The following is a 24,580-nucleotide window of genomic DNA, read 5'->3' as shown; positions in this document are numbered from 1 at the left end:
CAGGGAAGATGACCATCATGCCAACGACACCCCCACGCAGCGCACTTCACCTCGCGGCCACCCTCCTCACCGCGACCGTCGCCCTCTACACGGCCCTCGTCGCCTTCGGGAACATCACCGACTTCGGCACGAACCAGCAGTTCGTGCGGCACGTCCTGGCGATGGATACGACGTTCAAGGACGAGGACCTGATGTGGAGAGCCATCACCAGTAAGGGGCTTCAGGACGCGGCGTACGTCGCGATCATCGTCTGGGAGACCCTCGCCGCGCTCGTCCTGATATACGGCACCTGGCTGTGGGTCCGCCGCGACGACCCGAGTGCCCGGCGCTTCTCCACCTACGGCCTGCTGATGCTGATGCTGCTGTTCGGCGGCGGGTTCATCGCGATCGGCGGGGAGTGGTTCTCGATGTGGCAGTCCGGTGACTGGAACGGGCTCGACGCGGCGACGAGGGTGTTCCTGCTGAGCGGGGTCGTGCTGCTTGTGGTCAACCTGCCGTCGGGCAAGGAGAAGCCCGCTACCTGACCACGACCACCGTCGTGCCCGTCTCCCCGAACGTCCACAACGCCGCCCCGTCCGCCGCGCGCATCCGGACCCCGCCGGTCTGCTTGCCCGCGGCGGGCGGCGGCGAGGAGCCGTCGACGGCGTTGGAGAAGGCGATGGAGATGCCGGACTTCGCGGTGAAGTAGATGATGTTCTCGATCTGGACGCCGTCCGAGCCCGTGGTGGCCTCGTTGCGCGAGGACACCGTGTAGGTGCCGGGGTCCGGGTTCACGGTGCCCGGCCAGACGGTGAAGGTACGGCGGCTCGCGTCGCTCGCGTCGACCAGCCAGACCCGCTTCCGGGCGAGGGAGTACACGACCCGGCGCCCGCTGCCCGAGCCGTCCGGTACGGCGGCGGGCACGGCGGACTTCGTCGGGGCGGGGCTCGCCCCCGGCGACGCCGACGCGCTCGGGCGGGACGCCGAGGCCGTCGGGTGCGGCCCCTTGTCGGCCTGCATGGCGAGGGCTGTGACGGCGGCTATCGCGCCCACCGTCAAACCGGTCACCCAGACCTTGGGAGCAGGCACGGGCACGCATCTCCTCGGCTACGGAAAGCTATGGAACCCCTCCAGCGGGGGTCGGATCATCGTACCGACCCCCGCGACACGGTCCTGTGCCGTCTCCGTCTCAGTCCAGCACCGGCAGCAGCTCCGGCAGGTGGCCGTCCGAGGCCGCCGCCGCCCGCTGCCGTTCCTCCGGCACCTCGCCGTACAGCGTGGTGCGGGGCCTCGCCGGGCGCCCGGCCGCGTCGGCGACCGCCACCAGGTCGCGTACCGACTTGTACGAGCCGTACGACGACCCCGCCATCCGCGAGATCGTCTCCTCCATCAGGGTGCCACCCAGGTCGTTCGCGCCGGAGCGGAGCATCTCCGCGGCGCCCTCGGTGCCCAGCTTCACCCAGCTGGTCTGGATGTTGGGGATCCAGGGGTGGAGCAGGAGGCGGGCCATCGCCGTCACCGCCCGGTTGTCCCGCATCGACGGGCCGGGCCGCGCGATCCCCGCCAGGTACACCGGCGCGTTGGTGTGGATGAACGGGAGCGTCACGAACTCGGTGAAGCCGCCCGTGCGTTGCTGGATGCCGGCCAGGGTGCGCAGGTGGCCGAGCCAGTGGCGGGGCTGGTCGACGTGGCCGTACATCATCGTGGACGAGGACCGGATGCCGAGTTCGTGCGCCGTGGTGATCACCTCGATCCACGTCGCCGCCGGCAGCTTGCCCTTGGTCAGGATCCAGCGGACCTCGTCGTCGAGGATCTCGGCGGCGGTGCCGGGGACGGAGTCAAGGCCGGCATCCTTGGCCGCCGTCAGCCACTCCCGGATGGACATGCCGGTGCGGGTGGCGCCGTTGACGACCTCCATGGGCGAGAAGGCGTGCACATGCATGCCGGGGACCCGCTCCTTCACCGCCTTCGCGATGTCGAAGTACGCCGTCCCGGGCAGGTCCGGGTGGATGCCGCCCTGCATGCAGACCTCCACCGCGCCGACCTCCCAGGCCTGCTGGGCGCGGTCGGCGACCTGGTCCAGGGAGAGGGTGTAGGCGTCGGCGTCCGTCCTGCGCTGGGCGAAGGCGCAGAAGCGGCAGCCGGTGTAGCAGACGTTGGTGAAGTTGATGTTCCGGGTGACGATGTACGTGACGTCGTCGCCGACCGCCGATTTACGGACGTCGTCGGCGACCTTGCACAACGCGTCCAGCGCCGGGCCGTCCGCGTGCAGCAGCGCCAGCGCCTCCTCGTCGGTCAGCCGGGTGGGGTCGTCGGCCGCGGTCGCCAGTGCCTGGCGCACGTCCGTGTCGATGCGTTCCGGCGCCATCCCGGGCGCCGCCGCCTCGCGCAGGGCGCCCCAGTCGCCGTACACCTCGTCGAAGTCGTCGCGGCGGTCGGACGTACGGCCCTCGGTGTCGATCGTGGAGTGCAGATCCGTACGGCCGGAGGCGACGAAGACCTCCTCCGGCTCCTGCCACGGGTGCCCCTCGACCACGGCGTCCGCACGCGCCAGGCCCGTCTCCGGGTCGGCGAGCGCCCGTACGTGCGGGCGCAGCCGCGGGTCCAGCCAGGGCTCGCCGCGCTGGACGAACTCCGGGTAGACGCAGAGGCGTTCACGCAGTTCGAAGCCGGCCGCCGCCGAACGCGCGGCCAGCTCCTCGATCTGCGGCCAGGGGCGCTCGGGGTTGACGTGGTCGATCGTGAGCGGCGAGACGCCTCCCCAGTCGTCGATGCCGGCGTGGATGAGGCGCTCGTACTCGGAGTCCACCAGGTTGGGCGGGGCCTGGAGGCAGGCGCTCGGGCCCATGATGTGCCGGGCGACGGCGACCGTGGCGACCAGTTCGTCGAGTTCCGCGTCCGGCATGCCGCGCATCGCGGTGTCCGGCTTGGCGCGGAAGTTCTGGATGATCAGTTCCTGGATGCCGTGGTAGGCCCGGGAGACCTTCCTGAGCGCGAAGAGGGACTCGGCCCGCTCCTCGTACGACTCGCCGATCCCGATCAGGATCCCGGAGGTGAAGGGGACGGAGGAACGGCCGGCGTCCTCCAGGACGCGCAGCCGGACGGCCGGCTCCTTGTCCGGGGAGCCGTGGTGCGGGCCGCCGGGCTCGGACCACAGGCGGGTCGCCGTCGTCTCCAGCATCATGCCCATGGACGGGGCGACCGGCTTCAGACGCTGGAAGTCGGTCCAGGTCATGACGCCGGGGTTGAGGTGCGGGAGCAGGCCCGTCTCCTCCAGGATGCGGATGGAGATGGCACGGACGTAGGCGATGGTGTCGTCGTAGCCGTGCGCGTCGAGCCACTCGCGGGCCTCGGGCCAGCGGTCCTCGGGCTTGTCGCCGAGGGTGATGAGGGCTTCCTTGCAGCCGAGGGCCGCGCCCTTGCGGGCGATGTCGAGGACCTCGTCCGGCGACATGAACATCCCGTGCCCCGCGCGGCGCAGCTTGCCGGGGACGGTGACGAAGGTGCAGTAGTGGCATGTGTCCCGGCACAGCCGGGTGAGGGGGATGAAGACGCTCTTCGAGTACGTGATGACACCGGCCCGCCCGGCCGCGTCAAGGCCCGCGTCCCGCACCCGGCCGGCGGACGCGACGAGGTCGTCGAGGGCCTCGCCGCGGGCCTGGAGCAGTACGGCCGCCTCGGAGACGTCGAGGGCGACGCCGTCACGGGCGCGTTTGAGGGCGCGACGCATGGAGTTCTCGGTCGGGCCGGTGCCGCCGGGGCGGTCGGTGGGGCCGGTTCCGGAGGTCTCGGGAGTCGTCATCCTTCGAGCATACGGTCGGCTTGATCAGTGCCGGGAGGGCAGTCGGGCACGGATGCGCGACAGTCAGCCGAGGAAGGCCGCGCAGTCGTCCAGCACCCGCAGCACCTCCGCCTCTCCCGCCGGAGGCAGCTGCACCACAACCTCCTCGATGCCGAGTTCCGCGTAGTGCGCGAGCTTGCCCGGGGTGGGGAACACGGCATACGGCACCACCTGGAGGGCGTTCGGGTCGCGGCCGGCGTCGGCCCAGACCGATCGGAGCCGGGGTAGAGATTCGGACAGTCCGCGGCCACCGATCGGCAGCCACCCGTCGGCGTACTCGCTGATGTGCGCGAACAGCTTCGGGCCGGCCGCTCCGCCGATGAGCGTGCGGGGGCCGTTGACCTTGGGGCCGCGCGGCTTCTGTACGGGCTTGGGGTAGGCGTAGCTGGCGCGCACCGATTCGAACTCGCCTTCGTGGGCGGTCGGTTCATCCGCCCACAGGGCACGCATCAGTGCCATGCGGTCGCGCACCAGCTCGCGCCGGGTCCGCCACTCCACCCCGTGGTCGGCGGCCTCCTCCACGTTCCAGCCGAAGCCGAGGCCGAGCGTGAAGCGTCCGCCGGACAGGTGGTCCAGGGTCGCGATCTGCTTGGCCAGATCGATCGGGTCGTGCTGCGCGACCAGCGTGATGCCGGTGCCGAGGCCCAGCCGCTCGGTGACGGCGGCCGCCTGGCCGAGGGCGACGAAGGGGTCCAGGGTGCGGCCGTACTCGGGCGGCAGGTCGCCGCCGGCCGGGTACGGGGTGGTCCGCTCCACCGGGATGTGGGTGTGCTCGGGCAGGTACAGCCCCGCGAACCCGCGCTGCTCCAGCTCACGGGCGAGCCGGGTCGGGGTGATGGTCTCGTCGGTGAGGAAGATCGTGACGGAGATGCGCATGCCTGCATCTGTACCGCGCGGACGCCGCAATGTCCATACCGACCGGTATGGACATATGGATCTCCTATCGGCACCCTCGCGGAGCCTGGACAGCTTCCGATTGGCTGCCGATTCCCTTCCCTTGCACGGCAGTTCACGGCTGAATACCAGAGTTGCACGCACCACCCTGCACCACCCATGCCAAGTCCTTCACGACGACCTGGGGAGCAGCAGCATGTGCGAGGACGACTACACGGGCGCCGGCCTGGGAAGACGCGCGCTGTTCGTGACGGGCGCCGCCGCCGCGCTTACGTTGGGAAGCGTGACCTTCGCCAGAGGTGCCGACGACACCCAGGACGCAGAGACCCGTACCGTGCGGGGCACCCTGCCGCCCGGGTCCCCCGACTTCGTGTACCTGCCGGTCGAAGTGCCGTCCGGGGTACGGGAGATCAAGGTCTCCTACACCTACGAGAAGCCGTCCGTCCCGGCGGGCACCCCGGGCAACGCCCTCGACATCGGCATCTTCGACTGGCGCGGCACCGAGCTCGGCGGCCGTGGCTTCCGGGGCTGGTCGGGCGGGGCGCGCACGGAGTTCTTCATCCGGGCGGACGAGGCGACACCGGGGTACATCCCGGGGCCGGTCCGGGAGGGCACCTGGCACATCGCCCTCGGCCCGTACACGGTGGCGCCGCAGGGGCTGCCGTACGAGGTCACCATCACGCTCGCCTACGGCGAGCCGGCCGAGTCCGTCGAGCCGACGTACCCGCCGGAGCGGGCGAAGGGGCGGGGGCGCGCCTGGTACCGGGGCGACTGCCATCTGCACTCGTGGTTCTCCGACGGCCGTCGTACGCCCGCCGAGATCGCGGCCCTCGCGCGTGCGGCGGGGCTGGACTTCATCAACAGCTCCGAGCACAACACGCACTCGGCGCACGCGCACTGGGCCGACGCGGCCGGCGACGACCTCCTGATCATGCTGGGCGAGGAGGTCACGACCCGCAACGGCCACGTCGTGGCACTCGGCATCGACCCCGGCACCTTCATCGACTGGCGCTACCGGGCCCGGGACAACCGGTTCGGCAAGTTCGCCCGCCAGATCCGCAGGTCCGGCGGCCTCGTGGTCCCCGCCCACCCGCACGCCACCTGCGTCGGCTGCAACTGGAAGTTCGGCTTCGGCGAGGCGGACGCGATCGAGGTCTGGAACGGGCCGTGGACCCCGGACGACGAGATGGCCCTGGCGGACTGGGACAGCACGCTGGTCGCGTCCGTGCGCTCGGGTTCCGACGCGTGGATCCCGGCGATGGGCAACAGCGACGCCCACCGCGATCCGGACCCGGTCGGCACGCCCCAGACGGTCGTGCTGGCCGACGACCTGACGCGGGAGGCGATCCAGGAGGGGATCAAGGCGGGGCGGTCGTACATCGCCGAGTCGAAGAACGTCTCGCTGGCCTTCGGGGTGTCCGGCGGCAAGGGCGAGCACGCCGGCATCGGAGAGCGGCTGGAGGTCGCCCGCAGCACGCCGGTGACCGTCCGCCTGGAAGCCACGGGCGCCCCGCGCTGCACGGTCCGCTTCGTCACCGACCAGGGCGTCCTGTTCACGAGCCCTCCGCTGCCGGTCTCCGGCTCAGGCGTCGTGGAATGGCGCACGACCCCCGCGTACGCGGCCTACGTCCGAGCGGAACTGCGCCACGAGACAGCGGTGGGCCCACTGCCGGGGGCGCTGGCGGCGGTCACGAATCCGATCTTCCTGGGGCGTTCGTAGCAACCGGCGCTGCGCGGCACCGCCGGCGTGGCACGACCGGAAGCGGGGGTGGCTTGCAGAGCCCGCCCCCGCCGACGCGCTCAGGTCAGTCCGGGCGGAGGACGTCCATGATCAGTCGAACCAGACCACGAGTCGCACGTGCTCCGGGCCATGCAGCTCGGAAAGCGTCCTCATCACGTGCCAGACCGGGGCCCAGTGGGTTCCCTCCCCGGCGACGGCGCTTCGACTGAGCTTGCCGGAACGGTCGGTCTCGTCCCAGTCGGCTGCTGCCAACTCGGCCCAGCTGATCCACGTCGTTCCCTGCGCGTCCTGTGGTCCACCCCAGGAGTCGTACGCGTCCCGCAGTCCGTCCGAGGCGTCCTCCGGCAGGCCACGGTCCTCGGTCAGCGGCTGGAACCCGAAGGAGTTGCGGACGCCGAACAGGCAGGCAAAGGCGTCATAGGCATTGCCGGTGTTGAGGAGGAAGAGGTCAATGGCGGCGTGCCAGAGCGCGTCCTCGTCGTCCTCGCCAAAGATCCGGGCCAGAGGTCTGCACTCAATCATTCCGCTCACGTCGGTGGACATGCCGGCAGTCTGCCGAGCGCGGAGCCCGCTCGTCGCCCGGATTTCGATGCATCAGGGCGTCGTCGAGGCCTCCAGATCGGCGACCACCGCCGCATGGTCGGATGGCCAGATGCCGTCGACCGGGCCGTCGCACGCGCGGTGTACGGAGCGGACGTGGCCGAGTCCGCCGGTGCCCGGCGGCCCGACGTGGATGTAGTCGATCCGCACGCTCGGCTCCCGGCTGTCGGCGACGTACGGGTTCGAGCGGTCCCAGGTGGCCCAGGGGGCGTCCGGGGCGGCGTACTGCCAGGCGTCGAAGAAGACCTGGCGGGGTACGACCGGCGTGGTCCGGTAGCCGCCGAAGAGGCGGATCTCGTCGGAGTCCGGCCAGGCGTTGAAGTCGCCGGTGACGACCGTCGGAAAGGGCGTGTCGCCCCGGTTCTCGGCGACGAACTCGGCGAGCGCGGCAACCTGTCGGCAGCGTACGGCCGAGCCGTGCAGGGCGGAGGTGAGGTGGGTGGTGCAGAAGGGGATGTCGTACGAGGGGGTGGCGAGGCGGGTGAACAAAGCGAGGCGGCCGTCGTCGAGGTCCGGGGGCGCGGGCAGTCGCAGGGTCCGCTGTGCGACGACCGGCCAGCGGCTCAGCACGGCGTTCCCGATGTCGACCGTGTGGTCGCCGATCCGCCGGCGCCAGCGCTCCGGGGCGGGGGACGGGGCCCAGGCCCAGTGCATGCCGAGTTCGGCGGCCAGCCACTCGGCCTGGTTCTCGCGGCCGTCCGCCCACACCTCCTGCAGGCCGACCACATCGGGGCGCAGATCGCGCAGTTCGGCGAGAATCGCCTTCTGCCGGGCCTCCCACGGCCCGAAGCGCCACCACAGGTTCCAGGTCACCACCCGCATGCGCCACCGTCTCTCATGGATGAACCGTTCGAGGCTCCACCGTTCGTTCGATCCCGGTGAGAGACATTGAAGAGCATCAGCACCGCCACGCGTCAGGAGAACGGCACACCATGTCCAGCCCCGCAGAGACCAAATACCGGAATGTCAGGGCCTTCCAGCGGCGGCTCAACGCCGTGATGCGCCGCCTGCCGACCCAGACCCTGCTGGAGACCACGGGCCGCACCTCGGGTCTGCCCCGCCGCACCCCGGTCGGTGGACGCCGGGTCGGGGACTCGTTCTGGCTGGTGTCGGAGTTCGGGGAGCGGTCGCAGTACGTGCGCAACATCAAGGCCGACGCGCGGGTACGGGTGCGGATCAGGGGACGGTGGCACACGGGCACGGCGCATCTGCTGCCCGACGACGACCCGATCGCGCGCCTGCGCGGCCTGCCCCGGGTCAACAGCGCCGGGGTGCGGGCGTTCGGGGCGGATCTGCTGACGATCCGGGTGGACCTCACCGACTGACGCGTACGGCGCCGGTCAGGCCGACGCCCGTTCGCACAGCTCCGTCACCAGCCGTACGACGTCCCGCGGCGCCCGCAGCGTGGGGAAGTGGTCGCAGTCCGGGTGCCGGACCAGCCGGCAGCCGGGGATACGAGCGGCCATCGCCTCGTTGCAGCGGATCACCTCGGGCTGGTCCCGCTCCCCGAGCAGGAGCGTGCAGGGCAGGTCGAGTTCGCCCAGCCGGTCGAAGGCCCGCCCGCCCTCGGTCTCGTGGCCGTAGGTCGTGAACCACGTGGGAATCGCCGCCCGCAGCAGGGGCTCGGCCTCGGTGTCGGGGTCGGCGCCCGCCGCGCCCCAGAGCCGCAGCGCGAACGCGACCAGGCCGTCCATGTCACCGGCCGTCGCCAGCCGCCCGATCTCCTCGGTCACCTTCGCCGAATCCAGGCCCTCGTAACCGTTGACGCCGGGAACCGGCAGGCCGAGGGCCGCCGTCCGGCCCGGGTCGCTCAAGGCCAGGTCGATAGCCGTCCTGCCGCCCATGCTGGAGCCGACCAGGACCACCCGGGTCAGTTCGAAGTGGTCCAGGAGGCTCCTGAGGTCGTCGAGCTGGGTGTAGGAGACGGTGGGCGCCGGCGACCGGCCGAAGCCGCGGGCGTCGTACCGGATCACCCGACGACGTCCGGCCGCCAGGCCGGGCAGTACGGGCTCCCACAGCCGGGAATCGCCGATCCCCGAGTGCAGCAGCACCACGGGCGGTCCGGCCTCGGCCCCGCCGGCCGCGCCCGCGTCGTCCGCCCAGACCTCGCCGCCCTTGACCTGCACCATGTGTCCCATACGGACGACTCTGCCCGGTATACGGCTCCGGTGGCAGCCTGCGTCCGGTCAATCCCCGCGGCTCACCCCGGCCACACGATGGCCTGCACCTCGCTGTAGGCGTGGAGCGCGTACGAGCCGACGTCGCGGCCGACCCCGCTCTTCTTGAACCCGCCGAACGGCGCCTCCATGTTGCGCCCGACGGTGTTGACGCCGACCCCGCCGGCCCGCAGGCGGCGGGCCACCCGGAAGGCGCGGGCCACGTCGCCGGACCAGACGTAGTCGATGAGGCCGTAGTCGCTGTCGTTGGCCAGGGCCACGCCCTCGTCCTCGTCGTCGAAGGGGATGACGACGACCACCGGGCCGAAGATCTCCTCGCGGGCCACCCGCATGTCGTTGGTGCAGTCGGCGAGCAGGGTCGGCGCGACGTAGAAGCCGGTGTCGAGGGAGGGCCGTTCGCCTCCGGCGACGACCACCGCGCCTTCCTTGCGGCCGAGTTCGACGTACGCCTCCACGCGGTCCCGGTGGGCCGCGGAGATCAGCGGCCCGACAACTGTGTCCCGCTCCCGGGGGTCGCCGACCTTGAGGCGCCCCGCGTAGGCGGCCAGTTGCTCGACCAGCCGGTCGTACACACCCCGCTGGGCCAGCACCCGCGTCGGCGCCGTGCAGATCTGCCCGCTGTAGAAGGAGAACGTCGTCCCGATCCCGGCCACGGCGGACCCCAGGTCAGCGTCGTCGAGGACGACCGCCGCGCCTTTCCCTCCCAGCTCCATCAGCTGGCGTTTCATGTCCCGCCCGCAGACCTCGGCGATGCGCTGCCCGACCGCCGTTGAGCCGGTGAAGCTCACCATGTCGACGTCCGGGGAGGAGACGGCCGCCTCGCCGACCTCGACGGAACGCCCGGAGACCACATTCACCACGCCCGGGGGCGCCCCCGCCGCCTCCAGCGCCTCCGCCATCCGGTAGACGGACAGCGGATCCTGCGGGGCGGGCTTCACGACCACCGTGTTGCCCACGGCCAGCGCGGGCGCGATCTTGCCCGCCGGGTTGGCCCACGGGTTGTTGTACGAGGTGATGCAGGTGACGACCCCGACGGGCTGGCGGACGGCCAGCGCACCCATCACACCGGCCTTCCCCATCGGCCCCGCCTCGTTGATCTGCGGCGGGATCGCCCACTCGGCGGGCTCCACGCGCGCGTAGCGCCGGAACCGGGCCGCCCCGACGCCCACCTGCATGCCCCGGGCCGTCCCGGTGGTCGCCCCGGTCTCGGCCTGCGCCAGTTCGGCGTACGGCATCAGGTGGCCGCGGATGATGTCCGCCGCCCGCCCCAGCACGGCCGCCCGCTCCTCCGGCGACGTACCCGACCACGGCCCGAAGGCCTCGCGGGCCGCGGCACAGGCCGCGTGCACCTGATCCCGCGAGGCCTCCGGAGCCCACCCGACGGTCTCCTCGCTCGCCGGGTCGACGACGGCGTAGTACCCGCCGTCCGGCTCCGCCCACGAGCCCCCGACGAACAACCGCTGCCGGTCGACGGCCTTGAAGCTCACCGGGTGGCCACCGTCCTGGTGTCCCGCCCCGAGCGCAGCACGCGCCCCGGCACGGCCCCGGTCACCACGTCGTCGCGGATCGCCTCGACGCCGTTGACCCAGACAGCCCGCACGCCGACCGCCTTGGAGTCCAGCCGCGGGCTGTCACCCGGCAGGTCGTGCACCAGGGTGGCCTTGCCGGCGTCGATCCGCTCCGGGTCGAAGAGGACCAGGTCCGCATGGAAGCCCTCCTGGACGCGACCCCGGTCACGGAGGCCGAAGAGCCGGGCGGGATCGTCGGTGAGCATCTTCACCGCCTGCTCCAGGCCGACCAGTTTCCGCCCGCGCAGACAGTCCCCGAGGAACCGGGTCGTGTACGGCGCCCCGCACATCCGGTCCAGATGCGCCCCGGCGTCCGAACCGCCCAGCATGACGTCCTCGTGCCGCCAGGTCTCGGCGCGCAGCGCCCAGGAGTCGGGGTCGTTGTCGGTGGGCATCGGCCACAGGACGGTACGCAGATCGTCCGCCGCGCAGATCTCGACCAGGCACTCGAAGGGTTCCTGCCCGCGTTCGGCCGCGATGTCCTGCACGACCCGCCCGGTCAGCCCGCGGTTCGCCTCGCTGTAGGTGTCCCCGATGACATAGCGCCCGAAGTGGGTGAGCCGCCGGAAGACTCCCGCCTCCTTGGACCGGGCCCGCAGCAGCAGCTCGGTACGGATGTCCGGGTCACGGAGCTTGGCGATCCTCTCCTTGACGGGCAGCCCCAGGACCGGCCCCCACCCGGGGATCAGATTCAGGGCGCAGAACGTGCCCAGCGACATGTTCATCGGCGTGAGGATCGGCATGGTCAGCGCCACGATCCGGCCACCGGCCTTGCGGGCGCGCTCACTTGCCTCCAGCTGCCTGGGCACCCGCTCGGGAACCGCGGCGTCGATCGTGAGCACGTTCCAGTTCAGGGGGCGGCCCGCGGCGGCGGTCATCTCCACGAAGAGATCGATCTCGTCGTCGCTGAACTGGTCCAGACAGCCCGCCACGATGGCCTCGATCTGCGTGCCCTCGTGCTCCCCGACGGCCCGCGAGAGGGCCAAAAGCTCGGCCGGCTCGGCATGCCGGGAGGCCACCGGCTTCCCGTCGCCGTCGGAGTGCGAGGTCGACTGGGTGGTGGACAGCCCCCAGGCCCCCGCCTCCATCGCCTCCCGCAACAGCCCCACCATCGCGTCGAGCTGCTCCGCCGAGGGCTGCCCGCCCACCGCGTCCGGCCCCATGACGTACCGGCGCAGCGCACAGTGCCCCACCATGAACCCCGCGTTGACCGCGATCCGCCCCTCCAGGGCGTCCAGATACTCCCCGAAGCTGCTCCAACTCCAGGGCGCCCCTTCCTCCAACGCCACCAGCGACATGCCCTCGACCTTGGACATCATCCGCCGCGTGTAGTCGGCATCCTCGGGCCGCGCAGGGTTGAGAGGCGCCAGCGTGAACCCACAGTTCCCCCCGGCAACCGTGGTCACCCCGTGGTTCAGGGACGGGGTGGCATACGGATCCCAGAAGAGCTGGGCGTCGTAGTGGGTGTGGGGATCGACGAACCCGGGGGCGAGGACAAGCCCGGCGGCGTCCTCGCTGGTGCGGGATTCCTCGGTGACAGCACCGATGACGGCGATACGACCGTCGCGTATGCCGACGTCGGCGGTGTAGGCGGGCGCGCCCGTCCCGTCGACGACGGTCGCGCCCTTGATGACGTGATCGAGCATGGGATTCACCTCCTGGATCGCGGTGGGACTACGTACCGCAGTCGCGAACGGCCCGCAGCCCCCCGGCGACTAGGCGCTCTGCCGGAAACGGGACGTCCGATGCACAGGATCCGTGTCGATCTTCGGAATCACGTGCTCCCCGATCAACCGAATCGTCCGCAACGTCTCCTCCTTCGGCACCCCCACCGGCAACCCGAAGCTCAACTGATCGGCCCCGGCCTGCTCCCACCGCTTGCACTGCGTGAGCACCTCGTCCGGATCCCCGCAGATCAGCAGCTCCTCCTCGATGAGCAGCTCCACGAACTCCGGGGTGTACGGCGGCAACGTCTCCGGCCACACCGGGAACCCCTCGGGCCGGGGGAACGTGTCGTGGTACCGGAACACCAGCGACGGCAGATAGTGCAGCCCGCCGTTCACGGCGGTCTCGATCGCCTCGGCATGCGTCGGCGCGCAGATCGCCGTGGTCGTCACCATCACGTTGTCGTTGACGAAGTCACCGATCGGCTCGGCGTTCACGACAGCCGTCTTGTACTGCTCCAGCACCCACTCCATGTCGGAGACCTTCTGGACGCTGAACCCTAGGACCCCGAGCCCCTTCTTCGCGGCCATCGCATAGGACGGCGGCGACCCGGCGGCGTACCACATCGCGGGGTGCGACTTCCCGTACGGCTTGGGCAGCACCTTGCGCGGCGGCAGCGACCAGTGCTTGCCCTGGAAGCCGACGTACTCGTCCTGGAGCCACATCTTGGGGAACTCGGCGACGGTCTCTTCCCAGATCTCCTTGGTGTAGTTCATATCGGTCACGCCCGGTATGAACCCGAGGATCTCGTGCGACCCCGCACCGCGCCCGCTGCCGAACTCGAAGCGGTTCTCGGTGAGGTGGTCGAGCATGGCGACCTTCTCGGCCACCTTGACCGGGTGGTTGACCTGGGCGAGCGGATTGAAGATGCCGGACCCCAGATGGATCCGCTCCGTGGCGTGCGCCAGGTACCCCAGGTACACGTCGTTGGCGGAGAGGTGGGAGTACTCCTCCAGGAAGTGGTGCTCCGACGCCCAGGCGTACTTGAAGCCGGACTTGTCCGCCTGGATGACGTACTCGGTCTCCTCCATCAACGCCTTGTGCTCGGCGAGCGGGTCGGTTTCGGCGCGCTTGCCCACGTATCCCTGTACAAAGAGCCCGAATTCCAAGGAGGTTCACCGTCCCCACATAGTTTCTGACGTACCGTCAGATTCACTTTCCGCCGACTGTGGCACCGCTCACGTGCACCGTCAATAGCTGACTGGCCATCAGATGAGGGCGGTGCGTCAGATGACGCTCACCCCGGCCAGCCAGCCGCCGTCGATCACGAACGGCTGGCCGGTGATGTACGAGGAGTCGTCCGACATCAGGAACAGCGCGAGCCGGGCCACCTCCTCCGGCCGCCCGATCCGCCCGAGCGGCACGAGCTTGCGGTAGAGCCCGTCGAGGGCCTTCGAGGTCTCCTCGGGGTCCGCACCCGGGTCGAGATGGGCCGGGTTGGACATGGCGGTGTCGATCGCGCCCGGGCACATCGCGTTGACCCGGATGCCCCGCGGCGCCAGCTCCAGCGCGGCGACCCGGGTGAGGCCCAGGATGGCGTGCTTGGTGGCCGCGTACGTGCCCACGGCCGCCATGCCCGTCACGGCCGTGTAGGAGGCGGTGTTCACGATGGTGCCGCCGTCCTCCATCTCGGGCGCGACCGTCTTGACGCCGAGGAAGCACCCGACCTGGTTGACCCGCACGACCTGCATGAACTCGTCGAGGGGCGTGTCGACGAGGGAGTTGAAGCGCAGGATGCCGGCGTTGTTGACCAGCCCGTCGACCCGGCCGTACGCCCTCTTCGCGGCGGCCACCGCGGCCCGCCAGTCCGCCTCCTCCCCCACGTCGAGGTGCGCGTACAGCGCGCCGATCTCCTTCGCGAGGGCCTCGCCCTGTTCGTCGAGCACATCGGCGACGACCACCTCGGCGCCCTCCTCCCGGAAGAGCCGCGCCTCCTGCTCACCCTGTCCGCGTGCCGCGCCGGTGACGATCACGACCCGGCCGTCCAGCTTGCCCATGGCTCACTCCAGTCACTGGTCGAGGTGCGGGGCGACCTCGGCCCCGAAGGCGGTCATCTGGTCCACGAGTTCGTCCCGGCTCCGGCAGCGGAAGCGCACCTGGATCTGGTGCACACCCATCGCGCGGTACGCCCGCAGGGACTCGGCGAGCTCCTCCGGCGCACCGGTGATCGTGCGCCGCCCCACCTCCCAGCCGGGCCGTCCGACGTACAGCGGCTCGGTGATGGCGCCCACGACGATCGGCTCCTCGATGCCGGCGTCGATGCGCAGGCGCCGCAGCGTGGCGATCTGCTCCGGCAGCCGGTCGCGCGGGTCGCCCTGCGGCAGCCAGCCGTCGCCCTTGAGCGCGGCCCGGCGCACGGCGGCGGGCGAGGAGCCGCCGACCCAGACGGGTACGCGCTGCTGGGCGGGCCGGGGCAGCTGGCCGAGCCCCTCGAAGTCGTAGAACTTCCCGTGGTGCTCGGGGAACTCCTCCGGCCCGAGGGCGGCACGCAGGGCGTCGATCGCCTCGTCGAGGACGGCGCCGCGCTGCTTGAAGTCGTGCCCGAGCGCCTCGAACTCCTCGCGCACATGACCTGCGCCCACGCCCAGGATCAGACGGCCACCCGACAGATGGTCCACCGTCGCGTACTGCTTGGCGGTGGCCAGCGGATGGCGCAGGCCGACGACGGCGACATGGCTGAGCAGCCGGACGTGTTCGGTGACGGCGGCGAGATGGGCGAGGGTGGCGACGGGGTCGTACCAGATCGTGCTCATCGCGGGCGCGAGGCGGCGCGGGACACCGACGTGGTCGCAGCTCGCGATGTAGTCGAAGCCGGCCCGGTCGGCGGCGACGGCGATCGCCCTCAGGTCCCCGGGGCCGGCGGCGGCCTCCCAGGGCTCGGCGTAGATCGTGCTCTGGGACTGGATCGGGAGCTGCATCCCGAACAGCGTCCGCCCGTCCGGCGGGACTTGGATGGACACACACCCTCCTCGATCTGACGAACCGTCATATCCATGTTCCGGGCGTCATCGTCGGGGCTGGCGCCGCAACAGACAAGGGGTGGGCGCGGAACGGCTGCGTCCGTGCGGGGCGCCCGCCGGGCCGGTGAAATGTCGCGACCTTCGTCCGATTGACCGCAATCCGTCGTGTTCGTGTCTCAGGCGCGTCACCGGGTGAGGGCGGCCGGCGAGGGGTTCGTACTGGGCGGTGGCTGCTCGGGAGGTCCGGGCGCCGGGACAACGGGGAGACCGAGAATGATCCGCAACCGCATCGCCGCGATCGCCGCCACCACCGCCGCCGCGGCCCTGCTGCTGACCGCCTGCAACGGCACCGAGAACGCCGCGTCCGCGGCCCGCGAGGGCGCCGCCGCCGCACAGGGGAGCCTGAGCTTCACCAGCGGTTCGGCCAAGCAGAACAACGCGGCCCCCGGCACCGGCGACTGGGCCAACGGCCCGGGGAAGCCTGCGAGCAGGCCGGTCGCCAAGAAGTGGGTGCAGCTGAGCGCGTCTCAGGCGGGTGACCTGAACCCCGTCGTCGTCAACGGCGCCGGCTTCACCCTCTACCGGTTCGACAAGGACACCGCGAACCCGTCCAAGTCGAACTGCTCCGGCGAGTGCGCCACCACCTGGCCGCCGGTCCTGGTCGCCCCCGGCGGCAAGATCTTCATCGACGGTGTGAACAAGTCCGCCGTGGGCGTCGTCAAGCGCGACGACGGCAACCTCCAGGTGACCGTCGGCGGCTGGCCGGTCTACCGCTTCAGCAAGGACCTGCGGCCCGGCGACACCAACGGGCAGGGCGTGGGCGGGACGTGGTTCGGGGTGATGCCGGACGGCCGGAAGGCGGGGGCCGGTGAAGAAGGTGGCGCCGGCGGCGAAGGGGGAGGCGCCGGCGACGAGCAGGGCGGTGTCGGCGACGAGCAGGGCGGTGCCACCCCCGCGACCAGCGTCGCCCTCTCCGACGAGCGCAACTTCGGCGACCCCTCCGAGGGGCTCGCCGGCGCCGGGTGCCAGAACGTCGCCCGCGACGACTCCGCCTCCTCCCTCCAGGCCTCCGGCACCCTGAAGATCTGGTCCGAGAAGGACTGCAAGGGGGACTCGAAGGTGGTGCAGGGCAACATCGCCGACCTAGCCCCGGTCGGCTTCGACGACAGGATCTCGTCGGTGTTCCTCGGCTGACGCCACCGGCCTGCCCATGAGTTGAAGCCGCGGTCCCTCCACCGGGACCGCGGCCCGCTCATGCCCTCCCGGGCCACAGCCCGTCGTCCGTCAGCCCCAGCAGCTCGATCGCGTTGCGCCGTACGATCCTGTCGACCACGTCCGCGTCCAGGTGCCCCATCTGCGCCTCGCCGACCTCGCGGGACTTCGGCCAGGTGGAGTCGGAGTGGGGGTAGTCGGTCTCGTACAGGACGTTCCCGACGCCGATCGAGTCGAGGTTCCTGAGCCCGAAGGCGTCGTCGAAGAAGCAGCCGTAGACGTGGTCGGTGAACAGCTCCGACGGCGGCCGGTGCACCTTGTCGGCGACCCCGCCCCAGCCACGGTTCTCCTCCCACACCACATCGGCGCGCTCCAGGATGTACGGGATCCAGCCGATCTGACCCTCGGCGTACATGACCTTGAGGTTCGGGAAGCGCTCGAACTTGCCGCTCATCAGCCAGTCGACCATCGAGAAGCAGCAGTTGGCGAAGGTGATGGTGGAGCCGACGGCGGGCGGCGCGTCGGCCGAGGTGGAGGGCATCCGGCTCGACGAGCCGATGTGCATGGCCACGACCGTGCCGGTCTCGTCGCAGGCGGCGAGGAACGGGTCCCAGTAGTCGGTGTGCACGGACGGGAGCCCGAGGTGCGGGGGTATCTCGGAGAACGCGACGGCACGCACGCCGCGTGCGGCGTTGCGGCGGACCTCCGCTGCCGCCAGCTCGGCGTCCCAGAGGGGGATGAGGGTGAGCGGGATGAGACGGCCCTGCGCGGCGGGGCCGCACCACTCCTCCACCATCCAGTCGTTGTACGCCTGGACGCCCAGCAGGCCCAGCTCGTGATCCTGCGCCTCGGTGAAGGTCTGGCCGCAGAAGCGGGGGAAGGTGGGGAAGCAGAGCGCGGACTGGACGTGGTTGACGTCCATGTCGGCGAGGCGGGCGGGGACGTCGTACGACCCCGGGCGCATCTGCTCGTACGTGATGACTTCGAGCTTGATCTCGTCCCTGTTGTACCCGACGGCGGTATCGAGGCGGGTCAGCGGGCGCTGCAGGTCCTCGTACACCCACCAGTCGCCGATGGGCCCGTCGTCGCCCGGCCGGCCCATGACGGGCTTGAACCGCCCGCCGAGGAAGGTCATTTCCTTCAGTGGCGCGCGGACTATGCGCGGGCCGGTGTCCTGGTACTTCTTCGGAAGCCGGTCCTGCCAGACCGTGGGCGGCTCGACCGTGTGGTCGTCGACGGAGATGATCAGGGGAAACGCGGTCTCGGTGTCCATGTCCGCCACGGTAGCGCCGATCTGACGGTCCGTCAGCTATGCAGGAGCGACCCCGGGTGCGGTGGGGAGTGCCCAACGCCGTGCGGAGAGCGCGTGAGGACCTTGTGATATCCCGCGCGCCTGGCTGTGATCACCCCCTCCACAGCTGACGCATCTGCCATGAACAAGGCAAACTGGCGGGGATGTAAACGGGTCCTAGGGGGACTGCGATGGACGGGGTACCGCGAGTGCCGGAGCAGAGGCGTCCTGGCTCCTCGGCAGATACGGCGGAGCAGGCGGGGGCGCTGCGCTTCGGGGTGCTCGGTCCGGTACGCGCCTGGCGCGGCGAGGAACAGCTCCCCACCGGTTCCCCCCAGCAACGCGCCCTGCTCGCGGCCCTTCTGCTGCGAGAGGGCCGTACGGCGACCGCGGCGGAGCTGATCGACGCCCTGTGGGGCGAGGAGCCGCCGTCGCAGGCGCTGGCGGCGGTGCGGACGTACGCCTCCCGGCTGCGCAAGGTGCTGGACCCCGGCGTCCTGGTGAGCGAGTCCGGCGGCTACGCGGTGCGGGGCCTGGCCGAGGGTGCGCTGGACCTGGCGACAGCCCAGGAGCTGGCGGCGGAGGCGGAGAAGGCGCGGGGCGCCGGGGACCTGTGCCGTGCCCGGGACGTGCTGGGGCGGGCACTGGCGCTGTGGGACGGGGAGGTGCTGGCCGGGGTTCCCGGGGCGTACGCGGAGGCCCAGCGGGTCCGCCTGGAGGAGTGGCGGCTGCAGTTGCTGGAGTCCCGCCTCGACATGGACCTGGAGCAGGGCTGCCACGCCGAGGCGGTCTCGGAACTGACGGCGCTGACCGCGGAGCACCCGCTGCGCGAGCGGCTGCGTGAGCTGCTGATGCTCGCGCTGTACCGCAGCGGGCGGCAGGCGGAGGCGCTTGCGGTGTACGCGGACACCCGCCGCCTGCTGGCGGACGAACTGGGCGTGGACCCACGCCCGGACCTGAAGGAACTCCAGCAGCGGATTCTGCAGGCCGACCCCGGCCTAGCGGAACCGTCGGCTCCGGTGGGCGACCCGCCGGTGCTGCCGGTGCGGCCCGCCCAGCTCCCGGCCACCGTGCCCGACTTCACGGGCCGCTCCGCCTTCGTCTCCGAACTGAGCGAGGTCCTCGCCTCGTCCGAGGGCCGGGTGATGGCGGTGTCGGCACTGGCGGGCATCGGCGGGGTCGGCAAGACGACGCTCGCCGTGCACGTGGCACACCAGGCGCGCTCGGCCTTCCCCGACGGGCAGTTGTACGTCGACCTGCAGGGCGCGGGCCCGCGGGCGGCGGAGCCGGAGACGGTACTGGGGTCCTTCCTGCGGGCCCTGGGCACGGCGGACTCGGCCATTCCGGACTCGTTGGAGGAGCGCTCGGCCCTGTACCGCTCGGTCCTCGACGGCCGTCGCGTCCTGGTGCTGCTGGACAACGCCAGGGACGCCGCCCAGGTACGGCCCCTGCTGCCGGGCACCGAGGGCTGCGCGGCGCTGGTGACCTCGCGGGTCCGCATGGTGGACCTCGCGGGCGCCCACCTGGTCGACCTGGACGTGATGTCCCCGGACGAGGCGCTGTCCCTCTTCACGAAGATCGTCGGCGAGGAGCGGGTGGCGTCCGAGCGGGAGGCCGCGCTGGACGTCGTCGCGGCGTGCGGCTTCCTGCCGCTGGCGATCCGCATCGCCGCGTCCCGCCTCGCGGCCCGCCGCACCTGGACCGTGTCGGTCCTCGCCGCCAAGCTCGCCGACGAGCGCCGCCGGCTGGACGAGCTCCAGGCCGGCGACCTGGCCGTGAAGGCCACGTTCGAACTCGGCTACGGCGCCCTGGACCCCGCCCAGGCCCGCGCCTTCCGCCTCCTGGGCCTCGCGGACGGCCCGGACATCTCCCTGGCCGCGGCCGCGGCGGTCCTGGACCTGCCGGCGGAGGACACGGAGGACCTCCTGGAGTCCCTCGTCGACACGTCCCTGCTGGAGTCGGCGGCGGCGGGGCGGTATCGGTTCCATGATCTGGTGCGGCTCTACGCGCGTGCGTGTGCGGAAAGGGACGAACAGCCGCCGAGCGAGCGGGAGGAGGCGCTGTCGCGGCTGCTGGACTTCTATCTGGCGACCACCGCGCAGGTGTACGCGATCGAGCACCCCGGGGACCGGCTGATCGACGACCTGGAGCCCACGAACTACCCGGGGCTGCGCATCACCGGGCAGGCGGCGGCGCTCGACTGGCTCTACACGGAGGCGGGGCAACTCCTGGCCTGCGTACGGCAGGCGGCGGGGACCGACAGGCTGCGGCGGGCCGTCGACCTGCTCTGGGCGGCCAAGGACCTGACCGAGTCGGGGGCCAACTCGCATCAGTACGAGATGGCGGCGAGGGCCACATGCGGGGCCACCCGGGCCTTCGGCAACGATCGGGCGGAGGGCAGGGCACGTACGGTTCTCAGCGACGTCCTCCTGGTCTCCGGACGTATCCGGCAGGCGGAGGAGGAGGCGCGGGTCGCCATGGAGCTCGCGGCGAGCGCGCACGACTCCACCGCTGTCAGCTGGGTGGCCAACAACCGGGGACTCATCTGTCTGCACGAGGGCCGGTTCGCCGACGGCAAGGTCTTCTTCGACCAGGCCCTCGAAGGTCTGCGGGCAGCGGGGAACCGGCCCTTCGAAGCCACCGCGCTGGGCAATCTGTCCCGGGCCCACCTGGGCATGGGCAACATCGCGAAGGCGGTGGAGATCGCGCAGCACGGTCTCACCGCGCACATGGAGATCGGCCGGACCGTACGCCTGGCCAACGGCCACTTCGCGCTCGGCGTCGCGCTGACCCGCGCAGGCCGCTACACCGAGGCGCTGAGGCGGTTCTGCGACGCCCTCGGCATTTTCAACGACCACCGGCAGCGGCTCTGGGAGGGCGTCACCCACTTCCGCATCGCCGAGGTGCACTTGGCCGACCGGCGCCCGTCTCAGGCCGCCCAGCACGCCGAACAGGCCCTGGCCCTCGGGTGCATCGGCGGTGACCGGATGCAGGGCAACGTCCTGACACTGCTGGGGCGCGCCCTCGCCACGCTCGGTCAGGCGGACCGGGCGCGGGCGTGCTGGCGTGAGGCACTCAACCTCTACGAGCAGAACAGTGCCGCGGAGGCAGACGAGGTGCGGGCGCTGCTCACTTCGGCAGCGGCGGCGTAGAAGTCGGACGGCGTGGAAGTAGGGTCGCTCACCGGGCCGTTGCGGGCCGGCGTCGGCGTTCAGCGTTCGTTTATCCCCACCCGGCATGCTCGTACCAGTCAGACCGTCGCGTCGGGGGGCAGACGGTCCGACCGGAGCCTGACCGGTTAATGTGCGGCTCCGAACGCCCGCCCGGCAATCCTCGGGGGAGTTTCCGGGCGGGCGTTCCTCACTCATCACCGAAAAAGAGGACCACGAGCCCATGAGCGAGCAGAAGAAGGACCAGAAGGACACGGACCTCTCTCCGCAGAACAACGCCATGCCGAGCGAGCCCGCCGCGGACGAGAAGGTCACCACCCTCAACAACGCCATGCCGAGCGGGCCTGCCAAGGCCGAGGAGATCACGACCCTCAACAACGCCATGCCGGCCGGTCCCGCCACGCTGGACCTGAAGGACAAGTAAGCCTCATCTCACGGGGATCGGCCGCGGCGGCGCGGAGGGGAAGCCGCCGCGGCCGAAACGTGTCAAGGGGCAGGCGCAGGCCAGCAACGCCAAGCCGTACAGCGACTCCTCACGGATGGGGCCGAGCCCAAGCTCGGCCCCATCGCCGTGTCGTCTCACCCCTCACCACCCACCTCGCACCACACCGTCTTGCCCGACTCCCCCTGCACCACGCCCCACCGCAACGCCACAGCGTCCAGCAACGCCAGCCCCCGGCCGGACTCGTCATCCCCCTCGGCGTACAGCAGAACGGGCCAAGCGCACGGGTCAGGGTCGGCGACCTCCACCCGGATGCAAGGGCCCGCGCGAGCCACGCGCACGGAAACAGGGGTGCCCTCCCCCACATGGCGGACGACATTTCCCACCAGCTCGGTCACACACAGCTGCACCTCGCCGCCGATGTCCCCAAACCGCTCCCGCACGGCGCGCCGCAACTCGGGCACCGCCTTGGACAACGCGAGCAGATCGACCTCCAGGCCCGCATCGTTCACCGGCCGGCCGCCTTGCGCAGCGCCGCGGCCAGCTGTCGTGCGGTTTCCGTGTTGCAGTTGCCGAGGGCGATCAGGCCGACCGGGGCGTGGTACGCGCCTGCGAAGGTCGGCAGGTCCACACGGAGAGACGGGAGGGTGATGTCGTGGGCGGCGAGAGCGTCGCGCAGTTCCTCGATGCATAGGGTGATGTCGTAGGCGGTGGGGGGATTCTGACGTGGCCTCATGCACGTACGCCTTCCTGTGCACTCTGTGACGATTCACTCACACAGTGACGCGGCGCGACGTACCGTGAAAGAGGTTCAGGTTCCTGGGCGTGAACTGTGGAACACAGCACGGCAGTTGTGGAGTGAGGGCGACGGATCATGGTGCGGCGCAAGGACATCGACGGCTCGGAAAGCGTCCCGTGCTTCTACGGCAAGGAGTTGCGGTAGAAACGGGAGAAAGCAGGGCTCACACTTCAGCAGTTGGTCGAGGGCAGCTTCTACGGCCAGAGTCACCTGAGTGAGATCGAACGCGGCGAGCGCCGTATGCCACGCGGTCGTACGAGCGACACACCCTCTCGAAGCGCAGGAGAAGACGGACGCGAAGGTGAACGCCCGTCTCGAGCGGGCCCACCTCTTCGACGAGGACCACGCGACACCCGAGTACTGGGCGATCCTGCACGAGTCGCTGCTGCGGCTGGCAATTCTTCCGCCGGAACAGATGGCCGAACAGCTCGACCACATCGCGGCGTTGGCGCGTCGTCGCCGGATCACTCCACAGATTCTTCCGTGGAACTGCGGGGCGCATCCTTTCATGCTCGGCATGGCCAAGCTCATGACCTTCCCTGATGCCCCTCCCCTCGTATACACAGAGTCCCTCCACACTGGGGACACCATCGACGATCCGGCCCTCGTGAAGGAGTACCGCAAGTCGTACGATCGGCTCAGGGCCGCCGCTCTGCCGCCGGAGGCGTCCCTCGCCATGATCGAGGAAGCGGCTGAGGACTACCGAAATGGCAAGCACCGCCTTTGACCTGAGCACTGTGCGCTGGAGGAGAAGCAGCTACAGCAACGGCAGCGGCGGAGACTGCGTCGAGGCCGCCGAGGGCCTCCCCGCCATGGTCCCGGTCCGTGACTCCAAGACGGCCGAGGACGAGGGCCCCGTGCTCGTGTTCCCCCTGTCCGCGTGGACGGCCTTCGTCGCGGAGATCAAGCGCTGACGCGGTGTGACTGGCAGGTCCGTGCCACGCGGGTGACGTGATGGCCCAGGAACCGGCGGCTGTGGTGGAACACAACTGCCTTTCTCCCGCTCATCTCCGGTTCCTCAGGACTTCGCCGCCGGGTTATCCACAGGGCTGGGCGGGAGTGGTCCTGCCTTCGGGACAGTGGGGGCGTGGAACGCAAGGACTTGAGGGCGCTCGTCGACGGCGGTGTGTTGCTGACCTCGCGGGCGCTGGAAGCCGGCTGGCCTCGGGCGTCCCTGTTCCGGCGGCTCCGCTCGGAGGGGTGGGGCCGCGTTCAGGGCGGGGCATGGGCAGAACCGGGGAGGCAAGTCGACCTCGTCGTACGGCTGAAGGCGGCCCAGCTGGTCAGGCGGCAGCTCGTCGTGAGCCATGGCTCGGCTGCTCGCCTTTGGCAGATCGAGACGCTGGACGGCGGGAGGCCGGGCCGCCGGAGGCCGGCCGAGGATCCACGGCGTCCATTCCCTCTGGAATTCACCGACCCCAGGCTCAGCGCCCGGCAGGGCTTCGCCGGGGTACGGGTCCACCGCATCCCCCTCCCGCAGGTCGAGGTCGTCGAGCGGTCCGGCCTGCGTGTCACCGAGGTCCCTCGCACCCTCGCCGACCTCCTCCGAGCCGGCCCGAGGGACGACGCACTCGTTGCTGTGGAGTCCGCGCTCACCTACCGCAGGGTCGGCGGTGCACGCCGCGCCCCGCTCATCGCGCCGGCCTCCCTTGCCGTGGCCTTGGAGGCCCCGCTTCTCGGTGCCGGCAGGGCCCAGGAGTGGCTGGTGTTGCTCGACCCCCGTTCCGGCTCACCCGCGGAGACGATCGCCCGCCTGCGCATGCACGACGCCGGCCTCCATCCCGAAACTCAGGTCGAGGTGCGTACCCCCGACGGCCGTCGCCGCTATCTCGACTTTCTCTTCAGGGCTGAGGGACTGGCGATCGAGATCGAGGGCTACGCCTATCACGGCACTCGTGACGCCCATCGCCGTGACGTGGCCCGCTTCAACCAGCTCGCCCGGAGTCCGGACGTGCGGAGCCTACTGCGCTATACCGCCGAGGACGTCTTCCATCGCCTCTACAGATGATCCGCGAGATCCGTGCCGCACTGAATACCGGTGGAGGCCGCTTCGGTCCTGGTCCGTGCGACCCGCCAAGTTGATTGGCGGATCTGTGTCAGCGTGAGTCCCAATTGCCCACTCTGGCGGGATGTTCGGTGGGACTCTCCTGCCAATCGCCCCCCTCCCGAGCCCGAGGGGGA

General features: G+C 70.9%; 22 protein-coding genes and 1 pseudogene. 9 read left to right on the top strand and 14 right to left on the bottom strand.

Features of this window, described 5'->3' with window-relative positions:
• Nucleotides 1-17: 17 nt before the first annotated feature.
• Nucleotides 18-524: a DUF2165 domain-containing protein gene (locus OHT51_RS24230; protein ID WP_328881018.1), complete on the top strand. Its 507-nt coding sequence runs from the start codon at nt 18-20 to the stop codon at nt 522-524.
• On the opposite strand, the gene OHT51_RS24225 is transcribed toward OHT51_RS24230, so the two are convergent.
• The 3 genes from OHT51_RS24225 to OHT51_RS24215 all read right to left on the bottom strand — a co-directional run bounded on the left by OHT51_RS24225 (nt 517) and on the right by OHT51_RS24215 (nt 4,696).
• A complete protein-coding gene (locus OHT51_RS24225; RefSeq protein ID WP_328881017.1) occupies nt 517-1,068 on the bottom strand; it encodes a hypothetical protein in 552 nt (183 codons plus the stop codon). The two genes, OHT51_RS24230 and OHT51_RS24225, sit on opposite strands and share 8 nt — an antisense overlap.
• A 100-nt stretch (nt 1,069-1,168) precedes the next feature.
• Nucleotides 1,169-3,781, bottom strand: coding sequence for a bifunctional FO biosynthesis protein CofGH (locus tag OHT51_RS24220; protein ID WP_328881016.1), 2,613 nt, complete (start codon nt 3,779-3,781; stop codon nt 1,169-1,171).
• Nucleotides 3,782-3,844: 63 nt separating this feature from the next.
• The gene (locus tag OHT51_RS24215) at nt 3,845-4,696 is read right to left on the bottom strand and encodes an LLM class F420-dependent oxidoreductase (protein WP_328881015.1); all 852 of its coding nucleotides are present in this window, start codon (nt 4,694-4,696) and stop codon (nt 3,845-3,847) included.
• Between the two features lie 214 nt (nt 4,697-4,910).
• On the opposite strand from OHT51_RS24215, the gene OHT51_RS24210 reads away from it, so the two are divergent.
• On the top strand, nt 4,911-6,434 hold the full coding sequence (locus OHT51_RS24210; RefSeq protein WP_328881014.1) for a CehA/McbA family metallohydrolase: 1,524 nt from the start codon (nt 4,911-4,913) through the stop codon (nt 6,432-6,434).
• Nucleotides 6,435-6,545: 111 nt separating this feature from the next.
• Here OHT51_RS24210 and OHT51_RS24205 read toward each other — a convergent pair whose 3' ends face one another.
• Together OHT51_RS24205 and OHT51_RS24200 are read right to left on the bottom strand one after the other, a co-directional pair.
• Entirely contained in the window at nt 6,546-6,998 is a 453-nt protein-coding gene (locus OHT51_RS24205) for a hypothetical protein (RefSeq protein ID WP_328881013.1), read from the bottom strand.
• Between the two features lie 51 nt (nt 6,999-7,049).
• The gene (locus tag OHT51_RS24200; RefSeq protein ID WP_328881012.1) at nt 7,050-7,877 is read right to left on the bottom strand and encodes an endonuclease/exonuclease/phosphatase family protein; all 828 of its coding nucleotides are present in this window, start codon (nt 7,875-7,877) and stop codon (nt 7,050-7,052) included.
• Between the two features lie 110 nt (nt 7,878-7,987).
• Here OHT51_RS24200 and OHT51_RS24195 point away from each other — a divergent pair, with 110 nt between their 5' ends.
• Nucleotides 7,988-8,380 (top strand): nitroreductase/quinone reductase family protein, encoded by a 393-nt coding sequence (locus tag OHT51_RS24195; RefSeq protein ID WP_328881011.1) that lies wholly within the window; start codon nt 7,988-7,990, stop codon nt 8,378-8,380.
• 15 nt (nt 8,381-8,395) lie between these two features.
• On the opposite strand, the gene OHT51_RS24190 is transcribed toward OHT51_RS24195, so the two are convergent.
• From OHT51_RS24190 to OHT51_RS24165, 6 genes are all read right to left on the bottom strand, one after another.
• Complete coding sequence (locus OHT51_RS24190) at nt 8,396-9,193, bottom strand: alpha/beta fold hydrolase (protein WP_328881010.1); 798 nt, start codon at nt 9,191-9,193, stop codon at nt 8,396-8,398.
• Between the two features lie 62 nt (nt 9,194-9,255).
• Nucleotides 9,256-10,719 (bottom strand): aldehyde dehydrogenase family protein, encoded by a 1,464-nt coding sequence (locus OHT51_RS24185; RefSeq protein WP_328881009.1) that lies wholly within the window; start codon nt 10,717-10,719, stop codon nt 9,256-9,258.
• Nucleotides 10,716-12,446 carry an N-acyl-D-amino-acid deacylase family protein gene (locus tag OHT51_RS24180; RefSeq protein ID WP_328881008.1) on the bottom strand — a complete coding sequence of 577 codons (1,731 nt, stop codon included), beginning with the start codon at nt 12,444-12,446 and terminating at the stop codon, nt 10,716-10,718. Before OHT51_RS24180 ends, OHT51_RS24185 begins: the two co-directional genes overlap by 4 nt.
• Nucleotides 12,447-12,515: 69 nt before the next feature.
• A complete protein-coding gene (locus OHT51_RS24175) occupies nt 12,516-13,634 on the bottom strand; it encodes an LLM class flavin-dependent oxidoreductase (RefSeq protein ID WP_328881007.1) in 1,119 nt (372 codons plus the stop codon).
• 117 nt (nt 13,635-13,751) lie between these two features.
• The gene (locus tag OHT51_RS24170) at nt 13,752-14,522 is read right to left on the bottom strand and encodes an SDR family NAD(P)-dependent oxidoreductase (protein WP_328881006.1); all 771 of its coding nucleotides are present in this window, start codon (nt 14,520-14,522) and stop codon (nt 13,752-13,754) included.
• 12 nt (nt 14,523-14,534) lie between these two features.
• A complete protein-coding gene (locus tag OHT51_RS24165; protein WP_328884415.1) occupies nt 14,535-15,443 on the bottom strand; it encodes an LLM class F420-dependent oxidoreductase in 909 nt (302 codons plus the stop codon).
• Nucleotides 15,444-15,758: 315 nt separating this feature from the next.
• Here OHT51_RS24165 and OHT51_RS24160 point away from each other — a divergent pair, with 315 nt between their 5' ends.
• A complete protein-coding gene (locus OHT51_RS24160) occupies nt 15,759-16,679 on the top strand; it encodes a hypothetical protein (protein ID WP_328881005.1) in 921 nt (306 codons plus the stop codon).
• Between the two features lie 58 nt (nt 16,680-16,737).
• Here the strand turns inward: OHT51_RS24160 and OHT51_RS24155 are convergent, their stop codons facing one another.
• Complete coding sequence (locus OHT51_RS24155; RefSeq protein ID WP_443052539.1) at nt 16,738-17,970, bottom strand: amidohydrolase family protein; 1,233 nt, start codon at nt 17,968-17,970, stop codon at nt 16,738-16,740.
• A 209-nt stretch (nt 17,971-18,179) separates the two neighbouring features.
• On the opposite strand from OHT51_RS24155, the gene OHT51_RS24150 reads away from it, so the two are divergent.
• Both OHT51_RS24150 and OHT51_RS24145 read left to right on the top strand, forming a co-directional pair.
• Nucleotides 18,180-21,140, top strand: a complete 2,961-nt coding sequence (locus OHT51_RS24150; RefSeq protein WP_328881003.1) for an AfsR/SARP family transcriptional regulator — start codon at nt 18,180-18,182, stop codon at nt 21,138-21,140.
• 241 nt (nt 21,141-21,381) lie between these two features.
• A complete protein-coding gene (locus OHT51_RS24145; protein WP_328881002.1) occupies nt 21,382-21,582 on the top strand; it encodes a hypothetical protein in 201 nt (66 codons plus the stop codon).
• A 155-nt stretch (nt 21,583-21,737) separates the two neighbouring features.
• On the opposite strand, the gene OHT51_RS24140 is transcribed toward OHT51_RS24145, so the two are convergent.
• Together OHT51_RS24140 and OHT51_RS24135 are read right to left on the bottom strand one after the other, a co-directional pair.
• The gene (locus OHT51_RS24140) at nt 21,738-22,112 is read right to left on the bottom strand and encodes an ATP-binding protein (RefSeq protein WP_328881001.1); all 375 of its coding nucleotides are present in this window, start codon (nt 22,110-22,112) and stop codon (nt 21,738-21,740) included.
• Nucleotides 22,109-22,336, bottom strand: a complete 228-nt coding sequence (locus OHT51_RS24135; protein WP_328881000.1) for a hypothetical protein — start codon at nt 22,334-22,336, stop codon at nt 22,109-22,111. Before OHT51_RS24135 ends, OHT51_RS24140 begins: the two co-directional genes overlap by 4 nt.
• Before the next feature lie 138 nt (nt 22,337-22,474).
• Here OHT51_RS24135 and OHT51_RS24130 point away from each other — a divergent pair.
• The 3 genes and pseudogenes from OHT51_RS24130 to OHT51_RS24120 all read left to right on the top strand — a co-directional run bounded on the left by OHT51_RS24130 (nt 22,475) and on the right by OHT51_RS24120 (nt 24,407).
• Nucleotides 22,475-23,126, top strand: a pseudogene (locus tag OHT51_RS24130) (helix-turn-helix domain-containing protein).
• Entirely contained in the window at nt 23,107-23,313 is a 207-nt protein-coding gene (locus OHT51_RS24125) for a DUF397 domain-containing protein (RefSeq protein WP_328880999.1), read from the top strand. Before OHT51_RS24130 ends, OHT51_RS24125 begins: the two are co-directional and overlap by 20 nt.
• A 173-nt stretch (nt 23,314-23,486) precedes the next feature.
• A complete protein-coding gene (locus OHT51_RS24120; protein ID WP_328880998.1) occupies nt 23,487-24,407 on the top strand; it encodes a hypothetical protein in 921 nt (306 codons plus the stop codon).
• The last annotated feature ends 173 nt before the right edge of the window (nt 24,408-24,580 follow it).

This window comes from Streptomyces sp. NBC_00299, from assembly GCF_036173045.1.
GTDB lineage: Bacteria > Actinomycetota > Actinomycetes > Streptomycetales > Streptomycetaceae > Streptomyces > Streptomyces machairae.
The sequence above is the reverse complement of the archived record's forward strand: the minus strand, read 5'-3'. Positions and strand labels throughout refer to the sequence as shown.

Bases quoted from the DNA above. Each gene is read 5' to 3' on its own strand.
- OHT51_RS24230 (WP_328881018.1), top strand. From the start codon at position 18: ATGCCAACGACACCCCCACGCAGCGCACTTCACCTCGCGGCCACCCTC.
- OHT51_RS24220 (WP_328881016.1), bottom strand. From the start codon at position 3,781: ATGACGACTCCCGAGACCTCCGGAACCGGCCCCACCGACCGCCCCGGC.
- OHT51_RS24215 (WP_328881015.1), bottom strand. From the start codon at position 4,696: ATGCGCATCTCCGTCACGATCTTCCTCACCGACGAGACCATCACCCCG.
- OHT51_RS24210 (WP_328881014.1), top strand. From the start codon at position 4,911: ATGTGCGAGGACGACTACACGGGCGCCGGCCTGGGAAGACGCGCGCTG.
- OHT51_RS24205 (WP_328881013.1), bottom strand. From the start codon at position 6,998: ATGTCCACCGACGTGAGCGGAATGATTGAGTGCAGACCTCTGGCCCGG.
- OHT51_RS24200 (WP_328881012.1), bottom strand. From the start codon at position 7,877: ATGCGGGTGGTGACCTGGAACCTGTGGTGGCGCTTCGGGCCGTGGGAG.
- OHT51_RS24195 (WP_328881011.1), top strand. From the start codon at position 7,988: ATGTCCAGCCCCGCAGAGACCAAATACCGGAATGTCAGGGCCTTCCAG.
- OHT51_RS24190 (WP_328881010.1), bottom strand. From the start codon at position 9,193: ATGGGACACATGGTGCAGGTCAAGGGCGGCGAGGTCTGGGCGGACGAC.
- OHT51_RS24180 (WP_328881008.1), bottom strand. From the start codon at position 12,446: ATGCTCGATCACGTCATCAAGGGCGCGACCGTCGTCGACGGGACGGGC.
- OHT51_RS24170 (WP_328881006.1), bottom strand. From the start codon at position 14,522: ATGGGCAAGCTGGACGGCCGGGTCGTGATCGTCACCGGCGCGGCACGC.
- OHT51_RS24165 (WP_328884415.1), bottom strand. From the start codon at position 15,443: ATGCAGCTCCCGATCCAGTCCCAGAGCACGATCTACGCCGAGCCCTGG.
- OHT51_RS24160 (WP_328881005.1), top strand. From the start codon at position 15,759: ATGATCCGCAACCGCATCGCCGCGATCGCCGCCACCACCGCCGCCGCG.
- OHT51_RS24155 (WP_443052539.1), bottom strand. From the start codon at position 17,970: ATGGACACCGAGACCGCGTTTCCCCTGATCATCTCCGTCGACGACCAC.
- OHT51_RS24150 (WP_328881003.1), top strand. From the start codon at position 18,180: ATGGACGGGGTACCGCGAGTGCCGGAGCAGAGGCGTCCTGGCTCCTCG.
- OHT51_RS24145 (WP_328881002.1), top strand. From the start codon at position 21,382: ATGAGCGAGCAGAAGAAGGACCAGAAGGACACGGACCTCTCTCCGCAG.
- OHT51_RS24135 (WP_328881000.1), bottom strand. From the start codon at position 22,336: ATGAGGCCACGTCAGAATCCCCCCACCGCCTACGACATCACCCTATGC.
- OHT51_RS24125 (WP_328880999.1), top strand. From the start codon at position 23,107: ATGGCAAGCACCGCCTTTGACCTGAGCACTGTGCGCTGGAGGAGAAGC.